General features: G+C 72.9%; 22 protein-coding genes and 3 tRNA genes. 16 read left to right on the top strand and 9 right to left on the bottom strand.

Annotation, left to right across the window (positions count from 1 at the left end; translation table 11 throughout):
* The first annotated feature begins 71 nt into the window (after positions 1-71).
* The 3 genes from F1615_RS06060 (at position 72) to F1615_RS06070 (ending at position 2,582) form a co-directional block, all read left to right on the top strand.
* Positions 72-512 (top strand): DUF7144 family membrane protein, encoded by a 441-nt coding sequence (locus tag F1615_RS06060; protein ID WP_149547843.1) that lies wholly within the window; start codon positions 72-74, stop codon positions 510-512.
* Between the two features lie 65 nt (positions 513-577).
* Positions 578-1,039 (top strand): potassium channel family protein, encoded by a 462-nt coding sequence (locus tag F1615_RS06065; protein ID WP_425385624.1) that lies wholly within the window; start codon positions 578-580, stop codon positions 1,037-1,039.
* Positions 1,040-1,193: 154 nt separating this feature from the next.
* The gene (locus F1615_RS06070; protein ID WP_149548217.1) at positions 1,194-2,582 is read left to right on the top strand and encodes an FAD-binding oxidoreductase; all 1,389 of its coding nucleotides are present in this window, start codon (positions 1,194-1,196) and stop codon (positions 2,580-2,582) included.
* A gap of 78 nt (positions 2,583-2,660) precedes the next feature.
* Here F1615_RS06070 and F1615_RS06075 read toward each other — a convergent pair.
* Both F1615_RS06075 and F1615_RS06080 read right to left on the bottom strand, forming a co-directional pair.
* A tRNA-Arg gene (locus tag F1615_RS06075) sits at positions 2,661-2,733 on the bottom strand.
* A 188-nt stretch (positions 2,734-2,921) separates the two neighbouring features.
* Positions 2,922-3,012 (bottom strand) — tRNA-Ser (locus F1615_RS06080).
* A 181-nt stretch (positions 3,013-3,193) separates the two neighbouring features.
* Between F1615_RS06080 and F1615_RS06085 the strand changes: the two genes are divergently transcribed.
* Positions 3,194-3,688 carry an SSI family serine proteinase inhibitor gene (locus F1615_RS06085; RefSeq protein ID WP_149547844.1) on the top strand — a complete coding sequence of 165 codons (495 nt, stop codon included), beginning with the start codon at positions 3,194-3,196 and terminating at the stop codon, positions 3,686-3,688.
* A gap of 217 nt (positions 3,689-3,905) precedes the next feature.
* Positions 3,906-8,405: a PAS domain-containing protein gene (locus F1615_RS06090; protein WP_149547845.1), complete on the top strand. Its 4,500-nt coding sequence runs from the start codon at positions 3,906-3,908 to the stop codon at positions 8,403-8,405.
* A 93-nt stretch (positions 8,406-8,498) separates the two neighbouring features.
* Here F1615_RS06090 and F1615_RS06095 read toward each other — a convergent pair whose 3' ends face one another.
* The 3 genes from F1615_RS06095 to F1615_RS06105 form a co-directional block, all read right to left on the bottom strand.
* Positions 8,499-10,175, bottom strand: a complete 1,677-nt coding sequence (locus tag F1615_RS06095; protein ID WP_149547846.1) for a long-chain fatty acid--CoA ligase — start codon at positions 10,173-10,175, stop codon at positions 8,499-8,501.
* A 104-nt stretch (positions 10,176-10,279) separates the two neighbouring features.
* Complete coding sequence (locus F1615_RS06100; protein WP_149547847.1) at positions 10,280-10,840, bottom strand: SigE family RNA polymerase sigma factor; 561 nt, start codon at positions 10,838-10,840, stop codon at positions 10,280-10,282.
* 273 nt (positions 10,841-11,113) lie between these two features.
* Positions 11,114-11,437: a hypothetical protein gene (locus F1615_RS06105; protein ID WP_149547848.1), complete on the bottom strand. Its 324-nt coding sequence runs from the start codon at positions 11,435-11,437 to the stop codon at positions 11,114-11,116.
* Between the two features lie 358 nt (positions 11,438-11,795).
* On the opposite strand from F1615_RS06105, the gene F1615_RS06110 reads away from it, so the two are divergent.
* From F1615_RS06110 to F1615_RS06135, 6 genes are all read left to right on the top strand, one after another.
* The gene (locus tag F1615_RS06110) at positions 11,796-12,668 is read left to right on the top strand and encodes a bifunctional DNA primase/polymerase (RefSeq protein WP_149547849.1); all 873 of its coding nucleotides are present in this window, start codon (positions 11,796-11,798) and stop codon (positions 12,666-12,668) included.
* Positions 12,669-12,755: 87 nt separating this feature from the next.
* Entirely contained in the window at positions 12,756-13,187 is a 432-nt protein-coding gene (locus F1615_RS06115) for a hypothetical protein (protein WP_149547850.1), read from the top strand.
* On the top strand, positions 13,184-13,720 hold the full coding sequence (locus F1615_RS06120; protein WP_244328648.1) for a DinB family protein: 537 nt from the start codon (positions 13,184-13,186) through the stop codon (positions 13,718-13,720). Before F1615_RS06115 ends, F1615_RS06120 begins: the two co-directional genes overlap by 4 nt.
* A 46-nt stretch (positions 13,721-13,766) precedes the next feature.
* Positions 13,767-14,165 carry a YunG family protein gene (locus F1615_RS06125; RefSeq protein ID WP_149547851.1) on the top strand — a complete coding sequence of 133 codons (399 nt, stop codon included), beginning with the start codon at positions 13,767-13,769 and terminating at the stop codon, positions 14,163-14,165.
* Between the two features lie 245 nt (positions 14,166-14,410).
* Positions 14,411-14,596, top strand: a complete 186-nt coding sequence (locus tag F1615_RS06130; protein ID WP_149547852.1) for a hypothetical protein — start codon at positions 14,411-14,413, stop codon at positions 14,594-14,596.
* 470 nt (positions 14,597-15,066) lie between these two features.
* On the top strand, positions 15,067-16,197 hold the full coding sequence (locus F1615_RS06135) for an ice-binding family protein (RefSeq protein WP_425385625.1): 1,131 nt from the start codon (positions 15,067-15,069) through the stop codon (positions 16,195-16,197).
* 146 nt (positions 16,198-16,343) lie between these two features.
* Here F1615_RS06135 and F1615_RS06140 read toward each other — a convergent pair.
* Both F1615_RS06140 and F1615_RS06145 read right to left on the bottom strand, forming a co-directional pair.
* A tRNA-Ser gene (locus tag F1615_RS06140) sits at positions 16,344-16,430 on the bottom strand.
* Positions 16,431-16,510: 80 nt separating this feature from the next.
* Entirely contained in the window at positions 16,511-18,043 is a 1,533-nt protein-coding gene (locus tag F1615_RS06145; protein ID WP_149547854.1) for a S1C family serine protease, read from the bottom strand.
* A 289-nt stretch (positions 18,044-18,332) separates the two neighbouring features.
* Between F1615_RS06145 and F1615_RS06155 the strand changes: the two genes are divergently transcribed.
* The 3 genes from F1615_RS06155 (at position 18,333) to F1615_RS06165 (ending at position 21,229) form a co-directional block, all read left to right on the top strand.
* On the top strand, positions 18,333-19,163 hold the full coding sequence (locus F1615_RS06155) for a glycerophosphodiester phosphodiesterase (RefSeq protein ID WP_149547855.1): 831 nt from the start codon (positions 18,333-18,335) through the stop codon (positions 19,161-19,163).
* Between the two features lie 177 nt (positions 19,164-19,340).
* Complete coding sequence (locus tag F1615_RS06160; RefSeq protein WP_149547856.1) at positions 19,341-19,985, top strand: ATP-binding protein; 645 nt, start codon at positions 19,341-19,343, stop codon at positions 19,983-19,985.
* 278 nt (positions 19,986-20,263) lie between these two features.
* Complete coding sequence (locus tag F1615_RS06165) at positions 20,264-21,229, top strand: DUF5926 family protein (RefSeq protein ID WP_149547857.1); 966 nt, start codon at positions 20,264-20,266, stop codon at positions 21,227-21,229.
* Positions 21,230-21,657: 428 nt separating this feature from the next.
* Here F1615_RS06165 and F1615_RS06170 read toward each other — a convergent pair whose 3' ends face one another.
* Positions 21,658-22,038 carry a hypothetical protein gene (locus F1615_RS06170; RefSeq protein WP_244328649.1) on the bottom strand — a complete coding sequence of 127 codons (381 nt, stop codon included), beginning with the start codon at positions 22,036-22,038 and terminating at the stop codon, positions 21,658-21,660.
* 115 nt (positions 22,039-22,153) lie between these two features.
* Complete coding sequence (locus F1615_RS06175; protein ID WP_149547858.1) at positions 22,154-22,819, bottom strand: bifunctional DNA primase/polymerase; 666 nt, start codon at positions 22,817-22,819, stop codon at positions 22,154-22,156.
* A 504-nt stretch (positions 22,820-23,323) separates the two neighbouring features.
* Between F1615_RS06175 and F1615_RS06180 the strand changes: the two genes are divergently transcribed.
* Both F1615_RS06180 and F1615_RS06185 read left to right on the top strand, forming a co-directional pair.
* Positions 23,324-24,835 (top strand): PP2C family protein-serine/threonine phosphatase, encoded by a 1,512-nt coding sequence (locus tag F1615_RS06180; protein ID WP_149547859.1) that lies wholly within the window; start codon positions 23,324-23,326, stop codon positions 24,833-24,835.
* Between the two features lie 122 nt (positions 24,836-24,957).
* Positions 24,958-26,415 carry an aminopeptidase P family protein gene (locus F1615_RS06185; protein WP_149547860.1) on the top strand — a complete coding sequence of 486 codons (1,458 nt, stop codon included), beginning with the start codon at positions 24,958-24,960 and terminating at the stop codon, positions 26,413-26,415.
* Positions 26,416-26,439 lie beyond the last annotated feature (24 nt).

The following is a 26,439-nucleotide window of genomic DNA, read 5'->3' on the forward strand; positions in this document are numbered from 1 at the left end:
CCGGTTGCGATCAGGGGTGCCAGTCTGGATGAGGCATCGCACCGCTCGGGGACGTCCGGAAGGCCGAGAACATGGCGAGCAATGTCAGCGGTACGCGCCACCACCGTGCCGGGTGGGAGGCGGAGAGCCCTTGGGCGACGAGCTGGACGGCCGCCGCGGCGGTCCTGATGACCTTCGGCGGCATCATGGCGGTCCTGCAGGGCATCGCCGCCATCGCCAAGGACGACGTGTTCGTCACCACTCAGAACTTCACCTACGAGTTCAGCCTGACCGGCTGGGGCTGGGTGCACCTGATCCTCGGCGCACTGATCACCGCCACCGGTCTGGCCCTGTTCACCGGCGCGACCTGGGCCCGTGTGGTGGGCATCGCGCTGGCCGGGCTCAGCATGATCGCCAACTTCCTGTGGCTGCCCTACCAGCCGGTGTGGTCGATCGTCCTCATCGTCATCGCCGGCTTCATCATCTGGGCCCTGTGCGCACCGCGCCGCGAGAGCCGCGAGTCCCGCGCGTAGAGCGCGCGTCCGGGACCTGGAGCACCCTGTGGCCCCTGCTGGCGCAGGCGGCGGGGGTGGCGGTGATGGTCACCGCCTACTTCCTGCTGCCGCTGGACGGACTGGGCCCGCGTCGCCCGGTGCTGAGCTGGGTCCTCCTCGGCATGGCGCTGGGGCTGATCGCCGTCCTGCTGCTGAGGCAGGTCGTCCGGGTGCTGCTGTCCGTCCCGGGAGCCCGTCCGGGGCTGGTCATCCCGCCGCTGATGAGCCTGTCCATCCTGGTCTTCGCCTCCGCCTACCAGGCCCTGGCCCAGGACCCCGGACAGCTCGACGGCATCACCACCCGCCTGGACGCCCTCTACTTCACGCTCGTCACCCTCGCCACCATCGGCTACGGCGACATCACCCCCCACGGCCAGGCGGCCCGGCTCGTGGCCATCCTGCAGATCCTCTACAGCTTCGTCTTCCTCACCGCGGCGGCCACCGCCCTGACCCAGTCGTTCCGTGCGACGCTCCGTCGCCGCGACGCCCCCCGCCGGCCGCGCTGACCCTCCCACGTCGCGCACCCATGTGACTCACGTCACACTGGAACGGTGGGGATTCGATCCCCGGGCCCCTGGACGACGGCCGATCCGCCGGTTCCGTCCACCCGCGGCCATCCGGTACCGCAACCTTCCCGAGGGGTGTCCGCTCATGAGCGGCATGGACGCAACTGCTCTCGACAGCCTGCGCACGGCCTTGCGAGGACGTGTCGTCACACCACAGGACGCGGACTACGACGAGGCCCGCAGCATCTACAACGCCATGATCGACCGGCGTCCCGCCGCCATCGCCCGGTGCACGGGCACGGCGGACGTACGGACCACCCTGGCCTTCGCCCAGGAGACGGGGGCCGATCTAGCCGTCCGCGGGGGCGGGCACAGCGGGCCTGGCCTGTGCCTGATCGACGGCGGGCTCACGCTGGACCTCTCCCCCATGCGCTGGGCGCGGGTCGACCCGGAGGCCGGCACCGTGCAGGTGGGCGGGGGCAGTCAGCTGGGCGACATGGACCACGAGACCCACGCCTTCGGGCTCGGGGTACCCGCCGGGATCAACTCGACGACGGGGATCGGCGGTCTCACCCTGGGCGGCGGACACGGCCACCTGACCCGCGCGTACGGGCTGACGGTCGACAGCCTGATCGCCGCGGACGTGGTCCTGGCCGACGGCAGCGCCGTCACCGTCTCCGAGAAGGAGCACCCGGACCTGCTGTGGGCGCTGCGGGGCGGAGGCGGCAACTTCGGTGTGGTCACGTCGTTCACCTACCGGCTGCACCCGGTGGACACCGTCGGGGTCGCGGTCACCGTGTGGCCGGTCGACCGCACACCGGAGGTGCTGCGCTGGTACCGGGAGTTCCTGCCCGCCGCGCCGGAGGAGCTCAGCGGGTTCTTCGCGGTCATGACCGTCCCGCCCGGACCGCCCTTCCCGGAGCCGGTCCAGGGCCGGAAGGTGTGCGCGGTGATCTGGTGCTACACCGGGGACCTGGCCGACGGCCGCCTGGAGGACGTGCTGGCCGTGGTCAACGACCCGGCCCCGCCGGCCTTCCACTTCGCCACGCCCATGCCCTACCCGGCCCTGCAGACCATGTTCGACGAGCTGGTCCCCAAGGGACTGCAGTGGTACTGGCGCGGCGACTTCTTCGACGGCATCCCCGACGACGCGATCGCGGTCCACGAGCGCTACGGCCAGGCGCTCCCCACCGAGCTGTCGACGATGCACCTGTACCCCGTGGACGGAGCGGCCCACCGGGTCGCCCCGGGCGAAACGGCCTGGGCCTACCGGGACGCGGTGTGGTCCGGCGTCGTCGCCGGCATCGACCCCGACCCGGCCAACGCCGAGCTGGTCCGGCAGTGGTGCGTCGACTACTGGACCGACCTGCACCCGCACTCCATGGGCGGCTCGTACGTCAATTTCCTCGGCGAGTCCGAGGGCCCCGAACGCGTCCGCTCCACCTACCGCGACCACTACGACCGCCTGACCGCGGTCAAGCGCGCCTACGACCCGCACAACTTCTTCCACGCCAACCAGAACATCCCGCCGTCCGCGGCCTGATCCGGGCGCCCGCGAGAACGTCGTCGGCACCAACGCCGGAGGCCCCGTGGATCACTCCACGGGGCCTCCGGCCTGCTGTGCACTCGGCAGGATTCGAACCTGCAACCTTCTGATCCGTAGTCAGATGCTCTATCCGTTAAGCTACGAGTGCTTGTCTCTTCAGTTTTCTCGCCGCTCCCGGCCCTTTCGGCCCGCTCGCGGCGACAGGAAGAACATTACATGACTGCCGCCGCCATGTGAAATCCGTTTGGCCCACCCCTTGTGAGCTGCGCAAACGCGGGATCTGGGGGTGACAACGACGAAGCCCCGGCCGCAGGGGCCGGGGCTTCGTGATGAGGGCGGAGGCGGAGGGATTTGAACCCTCGATGGGCTTTAAGACCCAAACCGCATTAGCAGTGCGGCGCCATAGACCGGACTAGGCGACGCCTCCATGCACAGGTCCTCCCGCGCGTGAGCACGAGCGGGTCGGTGCGTGCCGATGATGACACAACCGCGTGGGGTGTCACCAATCGGTCCCCACGGTACTAGGCGGGGAGGCCGCAGGGCAAAGCCCTTCCCGCGATCACGCCGGCGTGGCGCAACGTCCCGGGCGGTGGCGCGTTGATCAGGTCATGTCTCAGAAACTCGCGCAGGTCGCGCCGCGCGCCGCCCGCCCCGTGCCGCTCCGGCTGGTCGCCGGTGCCGCCGCCTCCCTCGCCGCCTTCACCTGCCTGTCCGCGGCATCCCCCGTGGCGTACGCGCAGGAGCCGCCCGGGCGCGGCGACCGGCTCACCGTCACCGTGCGCGGCACGGGCGGCGGAGCGGACAGGACGTACGAAGTGCGCTGCCGGCCCGGCGGCGGCAGCCATCCCGACCCCGCCGGGGCCTGCGCGGCCGTCGAGCGGAACACGCGGTGGGGTGCGGACCCCTTCGCCCCCGTGCCGCGCGACGCCGTCTGCACCATGCAGTACGGCGGGCCGGCCACCGCCCGGGTCACCGGCACGTGGGCCGGCCGCCCCGTCGACGCGACGTACGACCGTACGAACGGGTGCGCGATCGCCCGCTGGGACCGGCTCGTGCCGCTGCTGCCCGAAGCGCCGCGGCGAGTCGGGGCACGGGGGGCGTAAAGGTCCCGCGAAGGTTCGGGCCGCGTCGGCGCAGGCAGCCACGGGTCCGGGGCGTACCGGGCGTCACACCGTCGTCACTTCCTGATGCGATGTCCGTCCCATCCGGCGTCGCGGGCGCAACCCCAGCCCTTAGACTCCCTCGCGTGACACGTTGCGGGCGGGTTGGCAAGATGGCCCGAGCGGTCGGCACGTCGCGGTAACAGGGAGGAAGCGTCTCGTGAGCAGCAGGCCATCCCGAGGCGCTGCTCGCCTCGCAGCCATACTGGACGCGCTTCCCGACGCCCTGGTGCTGGTCAACGCCAACGGGACCGTCGTCAACGCCAACACCATCGCCCTGGAGGCCTTCGAGACCCCGGGCACCGCCCTGGTGGGGCGGGGGCTGCTGGATCTGCTGCCGCAGTTCGACAGCAAGCTCATCCCGGGGTCCATGCGGCGGCCCGACCACATCGACCCGCGCGCGCGTACCAAGCCGACGCGGATGATCGCCCGGCGGACCGACGGGAGCGAGTTCCCGGTCGAGGTCACCAGTGCGAATCTGGAGACCGGCCAGCAGGCGTACGACACCTACGGCTACACAGGCGACGAACTCCTGATGCTGGTCGTCCGCGACCTCTCCGGCACCGTCGACACCGAGGCCGAACTCGCGCGTTCGCAGCGGCAGACCGAGATGATCCTGCGGGCCGCCTCCGAGGGCGTCGTCGGCACGGACACCGACGGCAGGGTCGTCCTGGTCAACCCGGCCGCCGCCCAGATACTGGGCTACCGGGCCGGCGAACTCGGCGGACGCGAACTGCACACCCTGGTCCTGCACTCCCGCGCCGACGGCTCCCCCTTCCCGTACGACGAGTCCCCGCTCGCCGACACCCTGCGCTCCGGGCGCAAGCACCGGGTGCGCGGGCAGGTGCTGTACTCCAAGAGCGGCGACAAGGTGCCGGTCGACCTGACGACCGCGCCCGTGCGCGACGGCGACCAGCTCGTCGGCGCCGTCATGACGTTCCTCGACCGCCGCCCCTACGACGCGCTGGCCAAGGAGAAGGAGGCGGCCGAGGCGGAGCACGCCGAGGAGCTGGAACGGCTCGCGGAGGAGCACGGCTCCGAACTGACCGCCCTGCGCCAGGGCCACGTCACCGAGCTGGAGCAGCTGAGCGAGCGGCACGCGGAGGAACTCGCCGCCCACGAGGAGCGGTACGCCGCGCTCGGCGAGCGCGAGAAGGACCGCTACGAGGCCCTCGCCGCCCGGCACGAGCAACTGCTCACCCTGCTCGGGCAGTCCCTGCGGGGCCCGCTGGACGAACTGCGCCGCGAGCTGTCCGCGCTGGCCGCCGACGACGCCGGACAGCTGTGGCCCGAGGCCAACCAGGTGCTCCACCACCTGTCGGCCGGCTACGCCCGCATCACCACCCTCATCGACAACGTCCTCGGCTACCAGCGGCTCGACGCCGGGGCCGAGCAGGTGGCCCGTACGAAGGTGATGCTGGACGCCGTCGTCGCCGCCGGGGTCGACGGCGCCGTGGAGCTGATCGGCCCCGGGCGGGTGCAGTTCGCCGTGCACGCGCCGCCCATCGAGGCGGAGGTCGACCCGCGGCTGCTCGCGACCGCGCTCGCCCACCTGGTCGCGGACGTCGCGGGTGTCGACGCGACCGGCAACACGCCGCTGTCGGCGGGCGGTTACCTGGACAACACCGTGGTGGTCGCGGCGGCGCAGCGCGGTGAGGTCGTACGCATCGAGGTGCGCGGACCGTACAGCGGCGGGGACCCGGTGCACGAGCCGATCGTGCGCGGGATCGTCCGGGCGCACGGTGGCGTGCTGCAGACGCACGAGGTGCCGGGGATGAGCGGGAGCGCGTTCGTCCTCGAGGTGCCGATCGGGGGCGGGGCGGGGGCCGTGGCGGCCACCGCCGCGCCGGCCCCGGCCGAGGAGCCCGCTCCCGCCGAGCCGGCCACCGGTGGCGGTAGGCGGCGCGCGCGGCGCTCCTCCGTGGACGCCTTCCTGGACGGCGAGGTGCCGGACGCGCCCGACGGGGCCGGCGCCGAGGCCGCGCCCACCGGCCGGCGCAGGCGCCGGGCGGCCGCCGCCGAGCCCGCCCGGGCACAGCTTCCGGCCCAGGCGTCCGGCGAGGACGCGGCGGTCTCCGGCGGCACCGGACGCCGGCGCGGCCGGCCGGCCGAGGACGCGCCGGTCGGCGCCGAGCTCGAGCTCTCCGGTACCGGGGTCTCCGAGGGGGCCGTCGTCACCGCCGCCGAGCATGCGGCGGGGGCCGCCGCGTCGAACACGGGGCTGGGCGGGACCGTACCGCCGCAGGGGGTGCCCGCGCCCTCCGGCCGGCGCGCCCGGCGCGCGTCCGGCGAGCAGCACGCGCTGCCGCCGGCGCTGCCCGCGCCGGCCAGCGGCGGGAACGGCTCCGCCGAGGTGGCCGTGCACGTACCGGCCCAGGCATCGGGGCAGCCGCAGGAGCAGCCGACGGGACGCCGGCGGCGTGCGCTGGCCGCCGCGACCGAGCGGGCGGCGGCACAGGAGGCCGCGCCGCGCACGGTGTTCGCGCTGCCGCCGGCCGAGGCGGACCAGGGGGAGCAGACCGGACAGGCCGAAGTCGTCGGCCGGGCCCCGCAGTCGGGCGTGGCGGACGGGTCCGCCGTGCCCGGTGACGTTCCGGCCGACGCCGGACGCCATGACGCCGTACCGCACGACCAGGCCGACGACCACACCCCGCCGCAGCCCCATCCCACCAGCGCCCCGACGGGCCGCCGACGGCGAGCGACCGCCCCGGCGGCTCCGGGCGGTCAGGCAGCGGCGGCGGCAGCCGCCGGGCAGGCGCCGAGGGCTCCGGAGCAGTGGGGAGCAGTGCCCGCGCAGGGGGTGCCCGTCCCGGCCCACGGGGCACCGCAGGCTGCCCCCGTCCCGCAGCAGGGGGCCCATGGGGCAGCCGCGGCGCCACAGGGTGCCCCCGTCCCGCCGCACGGGGCGCCCGCAGCTCCGCAAGGCGCCCCCGTCCCGCAACAGAGTGCGCCCGTCCAGCCGCACGGGGCAGCCGCGGCGCCACAGGGTGCTCCCGTCCAGCCGCACGGGGCAGCCGCGGCGCCACAGGGTGCTCCCGTCCCGCCGCAAGGCGCCCCCGCCCAGCAGCAGGGCGCGCCCGTCCCTGCCCACGGGGCGCCCGCGGCACCACAGGGTGCCCCCGTTCCGCCGCACGGGGCGCCCGTGCCCGGTCAGGTCGACCAGGGGCAGGGCGCACCGGGGGCCGTCGCCGTGCCGGTGACGCGGGACCCGGCTCCCGGGTCCGGGGCGCAGGGGCCGGAACAGGCGCAGCGTCCTGCCGCCCAGCCGCTCCCCGCCGAGGCCGCCCCCGGACCGGGCACCCCGGCCCCGCAGCCGTGGCCCGCCGCCGGTGACGGCACCGGCGCCGGTACGCCCGTACCGCAGGCCCCGAACCCGCCCCAGCCGACGCCCGCCGCCGGCACCCCGCTGCCCCCCGAGGGCGCACCGGCACCGGCGCGGCGAGCCGCTCAGCCGCTGCCCGCGGAGGCGGAGGCGCCGGTGGACCCGAACTCGACGCAGGGGCGGGCGATCAGCGTGCGGACGCTGGGGCAGGGCGTGCCGTTCAACCGGCAGGCCGCTCAGGTGCAGCAGCCGCTGCCGTCGGCCACGCCTCCGCCGCAGCAGCCGGGCGGGTCCGGGCGCCGCCGCAAGCTCGGTACGCGTCCCGACCCGGCCGCGGGCAACGAGCAGAACGGTCGCCCGCACCCGGCGGCCGAGCCCGCCGCCGCGCAGGCACCGGCACCGGCGCCCGCACAGGCACCCGCCGCCGCGCAGGCACAGCCCCAGCACTCGCTCGCCGGCCAGTCCCGGCTCGCCCCCGGTACCGAGGGCACCGGGCGTTCGTACGCCATAGGGGCGCCCGACGCGGACGCCGCCGAGGGACCCGAGCCGCTGGACGGCCCGGGCGGGGCCGTGGAGGTGGCGGACACCCCGCGTCCGCAGCCGATGGACGACGAACTGCCGCCGGAGCCGCTGGACAACCCGCGCCGGCTGCTGGTGTGGCCCGCGCCGGACGTCTCGACGCAGCAGGCGCTGAGCGACCGCGGCTACCGGCCGGTGATCGTGCACTCGCGCGAGGAGGTCGACGCGCAGATCGCGGCCTTCCCCGCCGCGCTGTTCGTGGACCCGCTGACCGGGCCGATCACCCGTACGGCGCTCCAGTCGCTGCGGCAGGCGGCGGTGGCGGCCGAGGTGCCGGTGCTGGTCACGGCCGGGCTCGGACAGGCCTCGCGCGATGCCGCGTACGGCGCCGATCCCGCGGTACTGCTGAAGGCGCTCGCGCCGCGCGACAGCGAACAGCACCCTCCGCGCGTGCTGCTGATCGAGGAGCACGCGGAGATCGCGCTGGCGCTGACCGGGACGCTGGAGCGGCGCGGGATGCAGGTCGCGCGGGCCGCGAGCGACGCCGACGCGGTGGCGCTGGCGGGGCAGTTCCGCCCGAACCTCGTGGTGATGGACCTGATGCAGGTGCACCGCCGGCAGGCCGGGATCATCGACTGGCTGCGGGCGAACGGGCAGCTCGACCGCACCCCGCTGGTCGTCTACACGGCCGCCGTCGACCAGGCGGACCTGCCGCGGCTGGCCTCGGGCGAGACGGTGCTGTTCCTCGCCGAGCGGTCCACGAGCACCGAGGTGCAGGACCGGATCGTCGACCTGCTCTCGCGGATCGGGACGAACTGACGGGTGACCGCGCCGCCGGCGGACGAACGACGCGCGCCGGGCGGTCAGCGGGGAATTTCCCGCTGACCGCCCGGCGCGTTCTCCGTCCGTGCGTCAGATCCGGGTCACGTCCAGCGAGCCCTCCGCGTACTGCCTGCGCAGCACCTTCTTGTCGAACTTGCCGACGCTGGTCTTCGGCACCGCCTCGATCACCGTCCAGCGCTCCGGGAGCTGCCACTTGGCGATCCTTCCCTCCTCCAGGAGGAAGGTGCGCAAGGTGGTGAAGTCGGCGGTGGAGCCCTCCTTGAGGACGACCGTGGCCAGCGGGCGCTCGCCCCACTTGTCGTCCGGGACGGCGACGACGGCGGCCTCGGTGACGTCCGGGTGGGACATCAGCGCGTTCTCCAGCTCCACCGAGGAGATCCACTCGCCGCCGGACTTGATGACGTCCTTGGCGCGGTCGGTCAGGGTCAGGAAGCCGTCCGGGCTGATGGTGCCGACGTCGCCGGTCTTCAGCCAGCCGTCCTCGCTGAACTTGTCGGCGGGCCGGAGGGGTTCGGCGTCGGGGCCGTTGTAGTAGGCGCCCGCGATCCAGGCGCCGCGGACCTCCAGCTCACCGGCCGACTCGCCGTCCCAGGGGAGGCGTTCGCCGCCGGGGCCGGTGAGGCGGGCCTCGACCCCGGCGGGGAAGCGGCCCTGGGTCAGCCGGTAGGCGAACTCGGACTCGGTGCCGACCGCGCTCGCCGGCGGGCGGGCGATGGTGCCGAGCGGGGAGGTCTCCGTCATGCCCCAGGCGTGGCAGACCCGCATGCCCAGCGTGTCGAACGCCTCCATCAGGGAGGGCGGACAGGCGGAGCCGCCGATGGTGACCTGGGTGAGGGAGGAGACGTCCCGGGGCTTGGCGGTCAGCTCGGCGAGCAGGCCCTGCCAGATGGTGGGGACCGCCGCGGCGTGGGTCGGCTTCTCGCCCTCGATCATCTCGGCGAGCGGGGCGGGCTGCAGGAAGCGGTCCGGCATCAGCATGTTGACGCCGGTCATGAAGGTGGCGTGCGGCAGGCCCCAGGCGTTGACGTGGAACTGCGGGACCACGACCAGCGAGGTGTCCTCGTCGGTCAGGCCCATCGACTGGGCCATGTTGACCTGCATGGAGTGCAGGTAGATCGAACGGTGGCTGTAGACGACGCCCTTGGGGTCACCGGTGGTGCCGGAGGTGTAGCACATGGCGGCGGCGGCACGCTCGTCCAGCTCCGGCCAGTCGTAGGCGACGGGCTGTCCGGCGAGCAGGTCCTCGTACTCGTGCACGCGGGCGGTGGCGTCCGCCAGCGCCGAACGGTCGCCGGGGCCGGAGACGACCACGTGCTCGACGGTCTTGAGGTGCGGCAGCAGGGGCGCGATCAGGGGGATCAGCGAACCGTTGACGATGATCACGCGGTCGGCGGCGTGGTTGACGATCCACGCGAGCTGCTCGGCGGGCAGGCGGAGGTTCAGGGTGTGGAGGACGGCTCCCATGGAGGGGATCGCGAAGTACGCCTCGACGTGCTCGGCGTTGTTCCACATGAGGGTGGCGACCCGGTCGTCGCCGGTGACACCGAGGTCCTCGCGCAGGGCGTGGGCCAGCTGGGCCGCGCGGGCGCCGATCTCCGCGTAGGAACGGCGCTGCGGCTCGCCCTCGCCGGTCCAGGTGGTGACCTGCGATGTGCCGTGGATCGTCGACCCATGGGTCAGGATCCTCGAGATCAGCAGCGGTACGTCCTGCATGGTGCTCAGCACGGCGTCCTCCTGAGGCGACATCGCCTACGCGTCGGTACGGGTTGCGCTGATTCTGCGCACATACCGCGTGGTATGTCACTAGGGGAGCGGATGATCGATCACGCCCCACCGGAGGACTTTTTCCGTCAGCTTCGAACAAGTCCCAGCTCAGCGTCGTCGCGGAGCTTGCTGAGAGCCCTCGATACGGCGGACTTGACCGTACCGACCGATACGCCGAGCACCTCGGCGGTCTGGACCTCGCTGAGGTCCTCGTAGTACCGCAGCACGACCATCGCCCGCTGCCGCGCGGGCAGCCGCATAATCGCCCGCCACATCGCGTCGCGCAGCGCCTGCTGCTCGGCGGGGTCGTCGCCGCCTGGCACCGGATCGGGCTCGGGCAGCTCGTCACAGGCGAACTCGTCGACCTTGCGCTTGCGCCACTGCGACGTGCGTGTGTTGAGCAGTGCCCTGCGCACGTAACCGTCCAGCGCGCGGTGGTCCTCGATGCGCTCCCAGGCGACGTACGTCTTGGCGAGCGCGGTCTGCAGCAGGTCCTCCGCGTCGCTCGGGTTCCCGGTCAGCGACCGGGCGGTACGCAGGAGCACCGGCTGGCGGGCCCGCATGTACGACGAGAACGACGGGTACGGGAGGAACTGCGTCGGTGGAGCAGCGGCGTCCGAAGCGCTGGTGCAGACGGGTGTGGTCATGTCTCCACGCTATGAGCGGGCCCCGTCCGGCGGATCGGCCGCAGGTCCCGAAGCCGGGTCCCCCTCAGGTTGTAGGGGTGGGGCCGGCCACACCTCCTGAAGGTGGACGAGCGGGTGAGGGGTACTGCGGGTCGCCCCCTGAGGACGGCCGCGCGGCGTGCGGGCCGTCGGCGGCGAGGCGCCCGGGAACGCCTGCGCGGCGGCGCCGGAGCACCGCCGCGCGGAACGCCTCGCACCCCACGAAGCACACACGCTCCCGTCAGAAGGCCGGCCTCACCACAGCGGGGTGAAGCTGATGGCCACGTTGTCGGTGCCCTGGTTGACGGCGGTGAACGCGGAGCCGTTGACCTGGGCGGAGTTGCTCTGGTTCGCGGCACCGGGGCCGGTGGCCTGCTGCTGCGCGGTGGCCGAGGTGCCGAAGTTGTCGCCGCCGACGCCGCTGCCGAGGGCGTCGGCCGCGGAACTCGTGGCCGTCGCGTTCGATCCGTCGTCCGCGAGGGCGCCGCTGTCCGCCGCCGCGACGCCGGCGAAGAGGGCGGCCGCGAGCGGAAGCGCGGAGACCGCGGCGATGACGCGGGCGGTACGGATGCTTGCCATGTTGTGTTCCCTCCAGAACCAAGGACGCACCGGCTTATGGCCGTCTGTGCGTGAAGTACGGCTTTCACCGGGGAAGTCGACCCCCCGCCCCGGTGCTGTGCACGACGTCGCGAGATCAGGGTTGCCCACCGGATCCCGCCGAACCACCCCGGAAGCCGCCGTTCGCACGCAAGCGTGACAACAGGTAGGTAAACCCCGTCACGCTCCCGCAGTCGCACGGCGCCTCGTCCGGGACACCGGCACCCCGGGCACCGCAAGGGCGGAAGCGTTCCGGCACTTTTCCCGCCAACGCCACCGCCCCGGCGTGTCGGACCCCCTCCCCCTTCCCATACTCGAACATGTGTACGAACATAGAGGCATGGCCACCACCGACCGGCAGGCCACGACGCTGGCCCTCGCACACGCCCTGTCAGCCGCCGAACGCGGACTGGCCGTCATCCCCCTGTCCCGGACGAAGCTCCCGGCCCTGCGCTCCCCGCACCGCGACGCCCCGGACCCGGCGGGGCCGCCCTGCCACGGCGAGTGCGGCCGCTACGGCCACGGCGTCCACGACGCCACCACCGATCCCGCCCGGATCCGCGAGCTGTTCGCCGCCGCGGCCCACGCCACCGGCTACGGCATCGCCTGCGGTCTCCCCCCGCACCACCTCATCGGCGTCGACCTGGACACCAAGACCGGCGCGGACTCCTTCGCGGCGCTGCGCGAACTGGCGCGGCGTCACCTCTTCACGATTCCCGCCACGGTGGTCGTCCTGACCCCCAGCGGCGGCCGCCACCTGTGGCTGAGCGGACCCCCGGACGTCGTCGTCCCCAACTCCGCCGGCCGCCTGGCCCCCGGCATCGACATCCGGGGCGCCGGCGGCTACCTGGTCGGCCCCGGCTCCCGCACGGACCACGGCACCTACACGCCCGCGCCCGGCACCGCACACCTCGCCCCGGCGGCCTGTCCGCCCGCACTCCTGCGCCTGCTCCTCCCACCGCCCCGCGCGCACCACCCGACGCCCCCGTCCACCGGCGGACACGGCCAGGGCCTGGTCCAGTTCGTCCTCGCGGCGCACGAGGGCCAGCGCAACACCCGGCTGTTCTGGGCGGCCTGCCGTGCGTACGAGGAGGGCATCGGCCCCGCCCTGGCGGGTTCCCTGGCCGACGCCGCCGTCAGCACGGGCCTGTCCGAACGCGAGGCCCGCGCGACGATCGCGTCGGCCGCGCGCATGACCGCCCACCGCCCTTGACCTGTGTCCCTTCTCCTCCCGCCCGGCACACCTCCCCGCCCGAAAAACCGAAAGCCTTGGATGCACCACCGCTCTAAAGTGCCGACCATGGCACTCGCCCGCGTCGTCCTCACCTCCGGCCGCTCGGTCGACCTCTCCGAGCTGCGGATGTCGTCGACGTACGGCGGGCTGCTCGAGGGCTACCCGTGCAAGATCCTGAACGACCGCCGGATCGACGGACTGCTGCGCACGTCCGAACAGGCCTTCCCGGGCACTCCGGTCCACCTGATCCCGCCCCCGCGCGAGTACCCCGACCAGTACGCGGGTGCCTTCGGCCCGGTGGAGGTGCTGCCGGCCGTGACCTGCGTCGGCAGCTTCCGCTCCGAGGCCCTCGACCCGGCCCACGACCGCGCCCTGTACCGCTCCCGCCTCACCGTGGTCTGGTTCCAGCCGACCTCGTGCGTGCCCTCGGGCTGCGACGCTGAACCCGCCCTCCGGGACGTGTCCTGGGAACAACTCGCGACAGACGAGGAGCTGTGACCATCCGTACCTCAGCCACGCCCCACACCGAGCTGCTCCGCTGGCAGTTCGAGCTGACCTGGTCCCTGTTCGAGTACCACCTGGAGCGACTGGAACCGGAGGACTTCCTCTGGGAGCCCGGCCCGCACTGCTGGACGGTGCGCCGGTCCCCCGCGGGCACCTGGGTCCCCGACTGGGCGGAAACCGAACCGGATCCCGTACCCGTGCCGACCATCGCCTGGCTGAGCTGGCACATCGACTGGTGGTGGAGCGTGACGCTGGACCACGCGCGGGGACGCCGCCCCCGGGAGCGGACCGACGTCATCTGGCCCGGCGAGGGCGCGCCCACCGTCGACCGGCTCCGCACCCTGCGCACGGAATGGCTCGCGCTCCTGGACGACCTCACCGACGCCGACCTGGAGGCCACGGCCCCCTTCCCCTGGCCGGACGACCCGGCGCACACCAAGGCCCACACGGTCGCCTGGGTGAACGCCGAACTGATGAAGAACGCCACGGAGATCGGCCAGCTGCGCCTGCTGCGGGCAGCGTCCTGACCCGGCTCCCGGGCCCTGTGTCAGTGCCGGCTGCGATGCTGCCGGCATGCCGCCCTGGAACCTGCTCGACCTGGACGGGGCCCTGAGGGCCTGTTGGGCCGCCGACACCTGCTCACCCGACGACCTGCCCGACTGGCAGCCGGACAATCCCGCCCGGGGACACTGCGACATCACTGCCCTCGTCGTCAACGACCTGTTCGGCGGCGAGCTGGTGGTCGGAGAGGTCCACCTGGACGGGTCCCAGCACGGCTACCACTGGTGGAACCGCCTCCCCAGCGGCGTCGAACTCGACCTGACCCGCGAACAGTTCCGCCACGGCCAGACCATCACGGCCGCCCGCGCCGTCGAACGCCCCCCGGGCCCGCTGCCCCACCGCTGGGACGAGTACCTCCTCCTGCGCGAGCGCCTCGTCCCCCACCTCGGCCCCCTCCCGGACCCCGCCTGAGGCCACAGCCCTCGGCACCCACGCGCAGCGGCAATGCGACAACGCGCACAGTCACCTCGGTACGGCCTTTCGTACGGCCTTTCGTACGGCCTGATTACCGCTTGCGCGAGCGCGCCTGCAGAGAACCGCACAATCTCGCTCGAAGCATTCGGGTGATAAGCGTAAAAGTCTGCACCGAAAGGGGAAGCATGAGACCGCCAAGCTTCGTCGAGCCAATCGGCGCCCACCACGTCAAGGAGACATAAATGCGTCGGATCACCAGCGTGCTGATCACATCGGCGGCTCTTGTCGCCGCCCTCGCCTCCCCGGCCATCGCCGACGACGACCACAGAGTCCTCGGCCTGATTCCCGTCAAGGCGGACAACGCTTACCTCCTGAACAACACTCACGCTCTGGAGAACGCCAACATCGAGCTCCTGACGCAGCGTTGACAGGTCGGTGCCCCCGGCGTCGTCGGGGGCACCCACAGCTGGACTCCGCCGCGCCTACCGACGTCCAGGACCACCGCATGTGCCGGGGGACGCACCCGCCCGCTTTCCTTCGCCCCCGTGACGCCGCGTCGACGGCTGCGACAACGACTAGCCCCCGGATTACCGGGACCACCTTCCGGGCGATCATCCGTGGGCGCCCACCCGGAGCGGGCAGTCAGCGCCATCCGGCCCAATAGGCATTTTTATCCATGGCGCGACGGGTTGGTCAATTCAAGCGAAAACGCCCGAATTAGCCGTGAATTGATCCCTTCCTCGAATAATATGCAGCCATCAGAGTCGCCAATTAGGCGCCACCCACTCACAGGAGTTGGCCCTCGATGTCGCTGAATATCCTTGGTGCACCACGACGCACCTTGTCGCTTTGGATCGCAGCGGTAGTGACCGCCGTGATCGCCGCTGCCGTAATCGCGATGTCACCGACACGTGCAAGTGCCGTTGCCACGGCTGTGCCTCTGGGCACGGCAGCGGATTTCGGAGTGCTGGCCGGGTCGACCGTCACCAACACCGGCCCGACGACGGTCGAGCGCAGCGTCGGGGTAAGTCCGGGTAACGCGGTCGTGGGGTTCCCACCCGGCGCAGTGCTGCCGCCCGGCACCATCCACGCCGGAAACGCCGTCGCTCTGCAGGCGCAGAACGATCTGACCACCGCGTACAACCAGGCGGCCGGGCAGGCACCGGACGTCACGTACACCGGGGACCCCGTGGAGCTCGGTGGACAGACGCTGACTCCGGGCGTCTACAGGGTGCCCGTCAGCGCCCAGCTCACCGGCACCCTCACCCTGAACGGCCAAGGTGACCCCAATGCCGTCTGGGTGTTCCAGGTCGGTTCGACGCTGACGACGGCGTCCAACAGCAGCGTACTTTTCACCAACGGCGCCAACCCGTGCAACGTGTACTGGCAGATCGGCAGCTCAGCCACTCTCGGTACCGACACCACGTTCGTCGGCAACGTCCTGGCCCTGACCTCGATCAGCGCCAACACGGGGACGACTGTCAACGGCCGGCTGCTGGCCCGCAACGGCGCCGTGACGCTGGACTCCAACACGATCTTCCAGGGTGACTGCGGCACCACTCCGACCGGCACCGCCACTCCCACCGGCACGGCGACCCCCACCGGCACAGCCACCCCCACCGGCACAGCCACTCCGACCGGCACCGCCACTCCCACCGGCACGGCGACCCCCACCGGCACAGCCACCCCGACCGGCACGGCGACCCCGACCGGCACCGCGACCCCGACCGGCACAGCCACTCCGACCGGCACCGCCACTCCGACCGGCACGGCGACCCCCACCGGCACAGCCACCCCGACCGGCACCGCGACCCCCACGGGCACGGCCACCCCCACCGGCACAGCCACCCCCACGGACGGCGGTGACCACGACGGCAAGAAGCCCGGTGAGCACGGCCACCACAAGCACGACGGCGACAAGAAGCCCGGTGAGCACGGCCATCACAAGCACGACGACGGCAAGAAGCCCGAGGAACACGGCCACCACAAGGACGGCAAGGACGGCGAGTACAAGTGGCCGTGGGAGTGAGGACACAACCGTAACCACGGCAAGCCCCACTGAAGTGTGTCCCGGGACCGGATCGAGCCGCTGACGCCGGGCGGACGCACAGCCCGAGCATGCGAACGACCCCTGACCAGATCTCCAGGACAGGGGTCGTTCTGCTGCTCTCAGAGCGGAGGCGGTGGGATTTGAACCCACGGTGACATCGCTGCCACGACGGTTTTCAAGACCGTTCCCTTCGGCCGCTCGGGCACGCCTCCCCGCGCCTGCCGGTGATCGGCGGCGCGGGGACAAGGGTAACGGGTTCGGGGTGCGGGGGTGCGGGGGTGCGGGGGTGCGGTCAGCTGTCGCCCACACGGGAGCCCAGGGTGAGTTCCGTGGTGCGCTCCTTGCCGCCGCGCTCGTAGGTGATCGTGACCTCGTCACCCGGCTTGTGGGTCCAGATCTCGCCGATCAGGGTGGGGCCGGAGTCGATGACCCGGTCGTCGAGCTTGGTGATGACGTCGCCGGGCTTCAGGCCGGCCTTGTCGGCGGGGCCGCCGGGGTCGACGGGCTCGGAGCCGCCCGCGCCCTGCTCGGTGATCTTCGCGCCGCCCGCGGTGTCCTCCAGGGAGACCGACGCGCCGATCTTGGCGTACACCGGCTTGCCCGTCCTGATCAGCTCCTGGGCGACGTACTTGGCCTGGTTGACCGGGATGGCGAAGCCCAGGCCGATGGAGCCCGACTGACCCGTGCCGAAACCGCCGTTGCTGGTGGACTGGATCGCGGAGTTGATGCCGATGACGCTGCCCTGCGCGTCCAGCAGCGGACCGCCGGAGTTGCCCGGGTTGATGGACGCGTCGGTCTGCAGGGCGCTCATGTAGGAGGCCTGGCTGCCGCTGCCGTCGCTGGAGGCCACCGGGCGGTTCTTGGCGCTGATGATGCCCGTGGTCACCGTGTTGGACAGACCGAAGGGCGCGCCGATCGCGATGGTCGAGTCGCCGACGGCCACCTCGTCGGAGTTGCCCAGGGGGAGGGGCTTCAGGTCCGAGGGGGCGTCGTTGAGCTTGATGACCGCGACGTCGTAGCCCTGGGCGTGGCCGACCACCTCGGCCTCGTACTTCTTGCCGTTGGGGAACGTCGCCGTCACCTTGCCGCCGTCGACGGCCTCCGCCACGACGTGGTTGTTGGTGACGATGTGGCCCTCTTTGTCGAAGACGAACCCCGTGCCGGTGCCGCCCTCGCCGCTGCTGCTCTCGGCCTCTATGGTGACCGTGCTGGGCAGTGCCCCCGCGGCCACGGCGGCCACCGTGCCCGGGTCGCGCTTGACGTTGCCGCCGCTGGTGGACGACGAGACGGTCGTCGAGCCGTTGCTGTCGTTCTCCTTGGCCAGCGTGTAGCCGAGGCCGCCGCCCGCACCGCCCGCGACCAGCGCGGCCACCAGGACCGCGGCGACCATACGGCCGCGCCCGCCGCCGTTCTTCGGCGCCGGCGGCTGGTACGAGGAGCCCCAGCCGCCGCCGTGCCCGGCGCCGCCGTCACCGTAGGACGGAGTGGACGGCGGCGGGGGCGGGGGCCACGAGGCGTCGGGGGCGGAGGCGTGGGACCCAGGCGGAGGGCCGCCCGGTGCGGAGCCGTGGGAGGCGGGTTCCTGGTTCCCCTGGGCCCCCTGCGGACCGTGGGCACCCTCGGCCGCGGGGCCCAGCGGCGCCGGTCCGTAGCCCTGGCCGTCCGCGGCCTGCACGCTCGCCGGCGGCGGCGGTGCGAACGGGCCCGGAGCCACCTCCGGGGCCGGGTGGCCCTGGTGCGCCGAGGCAGCGGGAGCATCCACCGGCGCGGACGGCGGTGCGGACGGCGCCGGGGGTACCGCGGTGCCCTCGTTCTCGGTGCTCACAGCTTCTCTCCTCGATCCACGGCTGTTGTTCTCGGTCGCACTCGGTGTCGCTCGTTCACGCACGTCCACGAGTCCGGCGCGATGCAGCTGTGCATGTCTCTTTGTATGACGTCAGCTTTTCCCACGGGCCGTCAGGGCACCATAAGCCGTTCCTGTGGGTCCGGGGTCATTCTTTATATAGGGCATTACTCACGTAAGGCGCGCCACCTCGATGCCTCCGACCGGACCCCGACACCGTTCACGCCACTCCGAGCGCCCGTGTACCCGCGCGCGGTGGCACCATGACGCGGTGACCCACGCACGACAGCACCCGACCCAAGTCGTCGCGCACCGCGGAGCCTCCGAGGACGCCCCCGAACACACCCTGGCCGCGTACCGCAAGGCGATCGAGGACGGCGCGGACGCGCTCGAATGCGATGTGCGCCTGACCGCCGACGGCCACCTCGTGTGCGTTCACGACCGTCGCGTCAACCGTACGTCCAACGGGCGCGGTGCGGTGTCGGCGCTCGAGCTCTCCGATCTCGCCGCCCTGGACTTCGGCTCCTGGAAGAGCCGCGCCCCCTCCGGAGGGCCACGCGTCGAGGAGCCCGACTGGGAGCACCGCCCCGAGGACCCGGAGGCCACCTCCGTCCTCACCCTGGAGCGGCTGCTGGAGCTCGTCTCCGACGCCGGGCGCCAGGTGGAGCTGGCGATCGAGACGAAGCACCCCACACGCTGGGCGGGTCAGGTGGAGGAGAGGCTGCTGCTCCTGCTCAAGCGGTTCGGCCTCGACGCCCCCACCGCCCCCGGGGACTCGCCGGTGCGCGTGATGAGCTTCTCCGCGCGGTCGCTGCACCGCGTGCGAGCCGCGTCGCCGACGCTGCCCACGGTCCACCTCACCCAGTTCGTCACGCCGCGGCTGCGCGACGGCCGGCTCCCCGTGGGCGTGGGCATCGCGGGACCGTCGATCCGCATCGCGCGCAGCCACCCCGAGTACATCGAGCGCCTCAAGCGGTCGGGCCATCAGGTGCACGTGTGGACGGTGAACGAACCGGACGACGTGGACCTCTGCGTGCGCCTCGGCGTCGACGCCATCATCACCAACCGCCCCCGCGCGGTGCTCGACCGGCTCGGCCGCTGACCGCACGGTGATCACTTCTGGCCACATCCGCCCCGTCCGCCCCAAGAAATCCCTGCAGCCCTCTTGACCTCGTACTCCGGGCGGGCGCATCCTCACCTCTCGGCCACACCGACGAATTCCAGCCACACGGCTACGGGGAGTGCTCCGGCGCGTTCGGTGCGTATTCGATCGTTTCGAGTGCGTCACCGCTCATGGATTGGCCGGTTTCCGGTTCAGGCCAATGGGGCATCCACACCGTGGCGTGGGGCGAAGGAGGTCTCGGGGGTGGCGTTGGTGGTGGCACAGGAGGTGCCCACGTCGTCGAGCATGGCCGTGCCCCATGGCCCTGCGGGCGTGGGGAAGGCGAGGCGCCGCATGCGCTCGCAACTGCGCGACGGGGGCGTGGCGGATTCGGTCATCGACGACGCCGTACTGATTCTTTCCGAACTGCTGAGCAACGCGTGCAAGCACGGCCGGCCCCTCGGCGACGCCCTGGCCGGGGACGGCGACGTGCGGGCCGCCTGGCGGGTGGACCCGTGCGGCCGGCTCGTCGTCGAGGTCACGGACGGCGGCGGCCCGACCCGCCCGGCGCCGGCCACCCCGTCGGTCACCGCGCACGGCGGCCGGGGGCTGAACATCATCACCGCGCTGGCCGACGACTGGGGCGTGCGCGACGAGGTCCCGGGCGAGGTCACGGTCTGGGTCGTCGTCCACGACGACGTGTACGACCCGGACGCCGGGGCCGCCCACCGGCGCGAGGACTTCGCGGCGCGCGTGACGGCCCCCTCGGTCTCCCGCATGCCGGGACTGGACTTCGCGGACGTCTTCGACGACCTGGCCTGAAGGCGAAGCGGCCCGGGCTGCCGGGCGCGGCTCCCGGGGCTGCCGGGCACAGCTCCGGGGCTGCCGGGGCTGCCGGGCACAGCTCCGGGGCTGCCGGGCGCGGCTCCCGGGGTCGGCGGGCGCGGCTCCGGGGTCGGCGGGGGCGGTCCGGGCCCCGCCGCCCGTCGCACCCGCGGTGTCCACGGCCCGGCCCGTTGTCCACAGGTTCCCGTCGGCGGTGGCGCGAACGGCTAGGCTCGCGCCCGTACGAGACGAGCCGTAACCGGGAGACACCCACGATGGCCAAGAAGCGACCCCAGACGAAGGCCAAGCGCCCGCAGCTCACGGACGGGCGGATCCCGGTCGTAGGCGCCCGCGAACCCTGCCCCTGCGGCAGCGGCCGCCGTTACAAGGCCTGCCACGGCCGCGCCGCAGCGCACGCCGTGACCGAGCTGGTGCACCGCCCCTTCGAGGGCCTGCCCGGCGAGTGCGACTGGGTGGCGCTGCGCGAGCTGGTGCCGGCCGCCACCGTCGAGCTGACACTCAAGGACGGTCTGCCCGAGGGCGTCCCGTCGGTCACGCTGGCCACGGTGCTGCCGATGGCCTGGCCGGCGCTGCGCCGCGACGACGGCTCGGTCCTGCTCGGCCTGCAGAACGACACCTCCTCCGGGGACATCAGCCGCGATCTGGCCGACACGCTGCAGCGCGCGCTCGCCGCCGACCCGGGCACCCCGGTGCAGGCCCGGCGCGCTCCCGCCGACGGTCCCCGGCTCCAGGACCTGCTGGCGCCCGAGGGCGCGTTCGAGCCGGTGGTGCACAGCGGGTTCGAGTTCTGGGTCCCGGACCCGGAGAACGCCACGCCGGACGTCACCGCCTCCCTGGAGCGGGCCAACGCCGCGGCCATCCCGACGGTCAAGCTGTCCGGTGTGGATTCCGCGTACTGGTGCGAGACGCCCGAGAAGAACCATCTGCGGTGGGTCATGCCGTATCCCGAGGAGCAGCTTCTGGACGCTCTCGCGCGGCTGCACGCCCAGGGCCGGTCCTCCCTCGGCGAGGGCACCCGTCTCGTGGGTTCCTTCCGCGCTCACGGGCTCACCGTGCCGGTCTGGGACCTGCCCAGCGGGGTCGGCGCCGAGGACGTGGAGAAGCCTGCGGCCGAGTTCGCCGAGCGCCTCACCGCCGCCCTGGCCTCGGACGCGCCGCTCACCGCCGACGAGCGCCGCGCGCGCGGTGGCCTGACGAACCGCCAGGTCACCCTCAGCTGACGCACCCGCGCGGCATCGGGTTCCGCCGGGCGGCCGGCCGGCGGAACCGCCCGGCCGCGCACCACCCGCCCCATGCGCAACTCCCGGTGCGGACAAGCCAGTCGGTGACCGGAAAAGCCGGGATCGAATTTGCGAACCGCCGATCTCTTGTTACCGTTCCAGTAGCCCGGTTGCTGGTGCATCCCCCGTCGCCAGCAACCGGGTCTTTGCGTGCCGGTCGCCGCTCACGCAGCGCGACCGCCGGTCAACCGCTCGTTGCCGCCGGTCGGCGTCACCTGCCCGCCCCTCAACGGCTCCTCTCCGCCGCTCCGTTGCTTCCGGAGCGCAGCAGAAGGCGTCCCGTTCCGGTGCGGTGCGGTGCGCGAACTCCGCGACCGCCGTGTGGCGCGCGAGCCCTCCCCGTCCGGGCCGGCCACAGGGACGGCTCGTCACCGGCGTCCACGGCACAGTGTGTCCGCAACGTCCGGCCGCCGGGCCCCGTGGGGCTCAGCGCGGCGGCCCGCGTCCCACCGGTGGTGGTGCGGCAGTAGGTCCGCCCAGACGTCCTCGCCCCGCGCCACGACACAGGTCTGCGCCTCGATGCCGTCGGGGGAGGAGAGCGCGGGACCGCAGCGCAGGCCGGCGGACAGGTGCGGGCCGGGCGGGGAGGCCTCGCGGGCGGCGGACGTCCGCGCCGTGCCGTCGCCGCGCGGGGCGGACCGTACGGAAGGGGCTCGGTCCTCGGGCCCGGAGGCGGGGCGCCGGCCGGCCGGGCCCGCGGACTCCACCGCCCGCGGCAGCGCGATCGCGCAGGCCGCCACGGCGCCCACGAGGGCGAGCAGAGGAACTCCTCGGAGGGTCCGGGCGCGGCCCCCGGCATGACGCGGCATGCCCCGGGAAGACAGCCCGGGGCGGCCGGTCGGGCGCGGCGTGCGCCGGTGCCCGCTACATCTCGGGCGCGCTGACACCCGTACGGGTGAGGGCCTCGACCACGGCGTCCACCACGGCCTCGACACCGGGCACCCAGGGGGAGGCCGAGCCGGGCAGCGGCGCGCGCTCCCAGCGGATGCCGCCCTGTGCGGTCTCGGACGGCGGCAGGGCGAGGTAACCGCCCTCGCCGTGGAAGCGGAGGGAGCCGGGGACGAAGTCCTTGGCGTACAGCAGCTCGCCGAGCTGTTCCATGGAGTAAGGCCGCACGAGGATCGCCCAGCGGTCGGGGGCGGCGACGACCGGTCCGAGCCGCATGCCGCGGTGGTCGAGCGCGGCCAGGGCGCGGGCGGCCGGCAGGGCGGGCAGGGAGACCGCGCACGGGGCCCTGCCCCCGGTGGCGAGGATGACGGGCGCCGTCGGCCGGTTGCTCCACCACCAGCGCACCATGCGGGCGTCGGTGGTGGCCGCGAGGAGGCCGGGGTCGAACGGGTGGGCTCCCGGCACCGTGCACTCGGGGTCCGGGCAGCCGCAGCGGGACCGGCCTTCGGGGTCGGCCGCCACTCCGGGAAGTACGGGCCACTGCCATTGCGTGGCGCAGGTCAGGGCCGCACCCATCAGCTCAGGCCCTCCGTCGCCGCGTCGGGACAGGAGCCTGCGTCGCCTTCCGAGGATCTCGCGCATGTGCGCTCGTTCCTTTCCGTTGCACGCCTGGCAACACCGTGGTCCACATCACGTCATGTGTCGATCACTTCACTGTGCGTACCTGTTGGCGCATCACACCCCCGCGCCGGGCAGGGGGAACCCCTATGGGCCGAGCATGGGCTGCCTCCGCGGCCGGTCCACCCGTACTGCGTCTATCAGAAGTGCGGGCGTGGCGTGGGGGTGGCGAAGTCTGGCGTTTGCCGTCGCGCGTGTTTCTCTCCGCCTCCGCCACGGGAGGATGGGGCACGGTCGTCGGTGGTTAAGACGCCCGGGTCCGTCGCCAGGTTCCCGAGCGGTTCCCAACCACCCCTGGCCTTCACCGAGTACGTACCCAACACGACCGCTGTGACGCTTCCGTCGAGCAAGGCCAGTCGACCGCAATATGCCTCCCCCTGAGGCAGTTTCAAGCCAACTTCGCTTTTCGGCAAGGGGTCTGCGGAAGTTCTCTTCGACCCCACGGACACCAGGAATCCCAGCAGGACAATGCTGGACATCTCCTCACGAGTACGTGTACATGTGGAGACACTGCCGGCGACGCAGAATGACATGGGGGTTTGCGATGCTTTTGAGCAGTACGCACCGTCCGGAAAGCCGGACGCCATGAACGCCCCGCACCCTCCGAAAGTGGCCGGAATCGATTCTGCCGTTCCCGCTCCCACCCACACTGTCGCGCCCGTCCCGGGTACCTCTCCCGCCCCTGCGGCAAACCCGCAGAACGCGCCGGGCGCGCTGCTCCAGGACCGTCTCGCCGGCTGGGTCTCCGACCTGACGACCCTCCATGAACTCACCGAACGCCTGGTCCGCACGGGCACGCTCGACGAAGCACTCGAGGAACTGCTGCGCGCGGGAGCCGCACTGGTCGGCGCGCGACGCGGTCTCGTCGCCCTGGAACCCGTCGACGGACTGGGCCCGGTCACCACCGTCGGCCTCGGACTGGCCCGCTCGGACCTCGGCCACATGGAGACGGTCCCGCGCGGCTCCCTGCCGTACGGCAGGATCCTCGAGGGACTGCCCGGTGCGGACGAGGGCGTCGCCGAGCCCGATCTGTTCGCCGAGAAGGGAATCGACCCCCGGCACCGCGAGGTCGCCGCCCGCCTCGGCTACGCCGCCAGCTTCACCCTCCCGCTCACCACCGAGGCCACCGGACGCCTCGGCGCCGCGGTGTGGCTCTACGACGAGCCGGCCGAACCCTCCCGGCGCCAGCGCCACCTGGTCGGCCTCCACGTCCGCCAGGCCGCCGAGCACCTGGCCCGCCTCCTCGAACTCGAGCGCACGCGCGCGTGCATGGCCACGATGGCCGAGGAACTGCTGCCCTCCCGCCTCCCCCGGGTCGCCGGCGTCCAGCTCGCCGCGCGGCACCGCACGTCCCCGCGCGGGGGCGGCGACTGGTACGACGCGCTGCCGCTGCCGGACGCCGCGCTCGGTCTCGCGGTCGGGTCGGTCACCGGTTCGGGGCCCAGCGCGGTCGCCGCGATGGGCCGGCTGCGGGCTTCGCTGCGCGCGTACGCCGTGATGGAGGGCGAGGATCCGGTCGCCGTCCTGTCCGACCTGGAGCTGCTGCTGCGGCTCACCGAGCCCGCCCGGTCCGCCACCGCCCTGTTCGGCTACTGCGAACCCGCGCTGCGCCGGATCACGCTCGCCGGGGCCGGGCACAGTCCGCCGCTGCTGATCGGGGACCGCCGCACCGAGTACGTCGAGACCTCGGTCTCCGCCCCGCTGGGCATGCTGGCCTGCTGGGAGGCGCCGAGCGTGGAGGTGCGGGCGGAGCCGGGGGAGACGGTTCTGCTGTACACCGACGGGCTGCTGCACCGCACGGGCGACCCGACCGACCGCGCCTTCGCGCGGCTGCACGCCGCGGCGGCCGGGGTGCCCAGGGCACTGCGCCGCGACCCCGGCGCCATCGCCGACCACGTCCTGCGCGCGGTACTGCCGCAGGGGACGGACACCGCGGACTCGGCGGAGGACGTGGTGCTGCTGGCGGCGCGGTTCGAGTAGCGGCGCGCGGCCGCGGTCCGGTCGCTCCCGTGCCTCCCCGGTAATGGGTCATTCCCCGGTTCGTCCGTTTCCACCCGACCGTACGATGGGGGTGGTCCAGTGCCGTATCGAGGAGGATGACCGTGGCGGAGGAGCTGCCGGAGACCCCGGAGACTGCCGAAGAGGAGCCCGTCAAGCAGCGGAAGAACGGCCTGTACCCGGGCGTGTCCGACGAGCTGGCCGAGAACATGAAGAGCGGCTGGGCCGACACCGAGCTGCACGATCTGGAGCCGGTCCCCCAGGCCGCCGAGGCCGCCGCCCGCCGCGCGGCGCTGTCCGCCCGCTTCCCGGGTGAGCGTCTGGTCGTCCCCGCGGGCAACCTGAAGACCCGTTCCAACGACACCGAGTACTCCTTCCGCGCGTCGGTCGAGTACGCCTACCTCACCGGCAACCAGACGGAGGACGGCGTTCTCGTCCTGGAGCCCACGGCCGACGGCCACCAGGAGACGATCTACCTCCTGCCGCGCTCCGACCGCGAGAACGGCGAGTTCTGGCTGGACGGCCAGGGCGAGCTGTGGGTCGGCCGCCGCCACTCCCTCACCGAGGCCGAGAAGCTGTACGGCATCCCCGCCTCCGACGTGCGCGAGCTGGCCGGGGCGCTGCGCGAGGCCACCGGCCCGGTGCGCGTGGTGCGCGGCCACGACGCCGGGATCGAGGCGGCGCTCACCGACAAGGTCACCGCCGAGCGCGACGAGGAGCTGCGCGTCTTCCTCTCCGAGATGCGGCTGGTCAAGGACGACTTCGAGATCGGTGAGCTGCAGAAGGCCGTCGACTCCACCGTGCGCGGCTTCGAGGACGTCGTGAAGGTCCTCGACAAGGCCGAGGCGACCAGCGAGCGCTACATCGAGGGAACGTTCTTCCTGCGCGCCCGAGTGGAGGGCAACGACGTCGGCTACGGCTCCATCTGCGCCGCAGGACCGCACGCCTGCACCCTGCACTGGGTGCGCAACGACGGCCCGGTCCGCTCCGGCGACCTGCTGCTCCTCGACGCCGGCGTGGAGACGCACACGTACTACACGGCCGACGTCACGCGCACGCTGCCGATCAGCGGCCGCTACAGCCAGCTCCAGAAGAAGATCTACGACGCCGTGTACGACGCCCAGGAGGCCGGCATCGCGGCGGTGAAGCCGGGCGCCAAGTACCGGGACTTCCACGACGCCGCCCAGCGCGTGCTGACCGAGCGCCTCGTCGAGTGGGGCCTGGTCGAGGGGCCCGTGGAGCGGGTGCTGGAGCTGGGCCTGCAGCGCCGCTGGACGCTGCACGGCACCGGTCACATGCTCGGCATGGACGTCCACGACTGCGCCGCCGCGCGGACCGAGACCTACGTCGACGGCACGCTGGAGCCGGGCATGGTCCTCACCGTCGAGCCGGGCCTGTACTTCCAGGCCGACGACCTGACGGTGCCCGAGGAGTACCGGGGCATCGGCGTCCGCATCGAGGACGACATCCTCGTCACCGAGAACGGCAGCCGGAACCTGTCGGCGGGCCTGCCCCGGCGGTCGGACGAGGTCGAGGCGTGGATGGCGGGCCTGAAGGGCTGACGCGCCGCACGACGACGGCCGGGT

The sequence above is a fragment of the Streptomyces marokkonensis genome (assembly GCF_008312835.1).
Lineage (GTDB): Bacteria > Actinomycetota > Actinomycetes > Streptomycetales > Streptomycetaceae > Streptomyces > Streptomyces marokkonensis_A.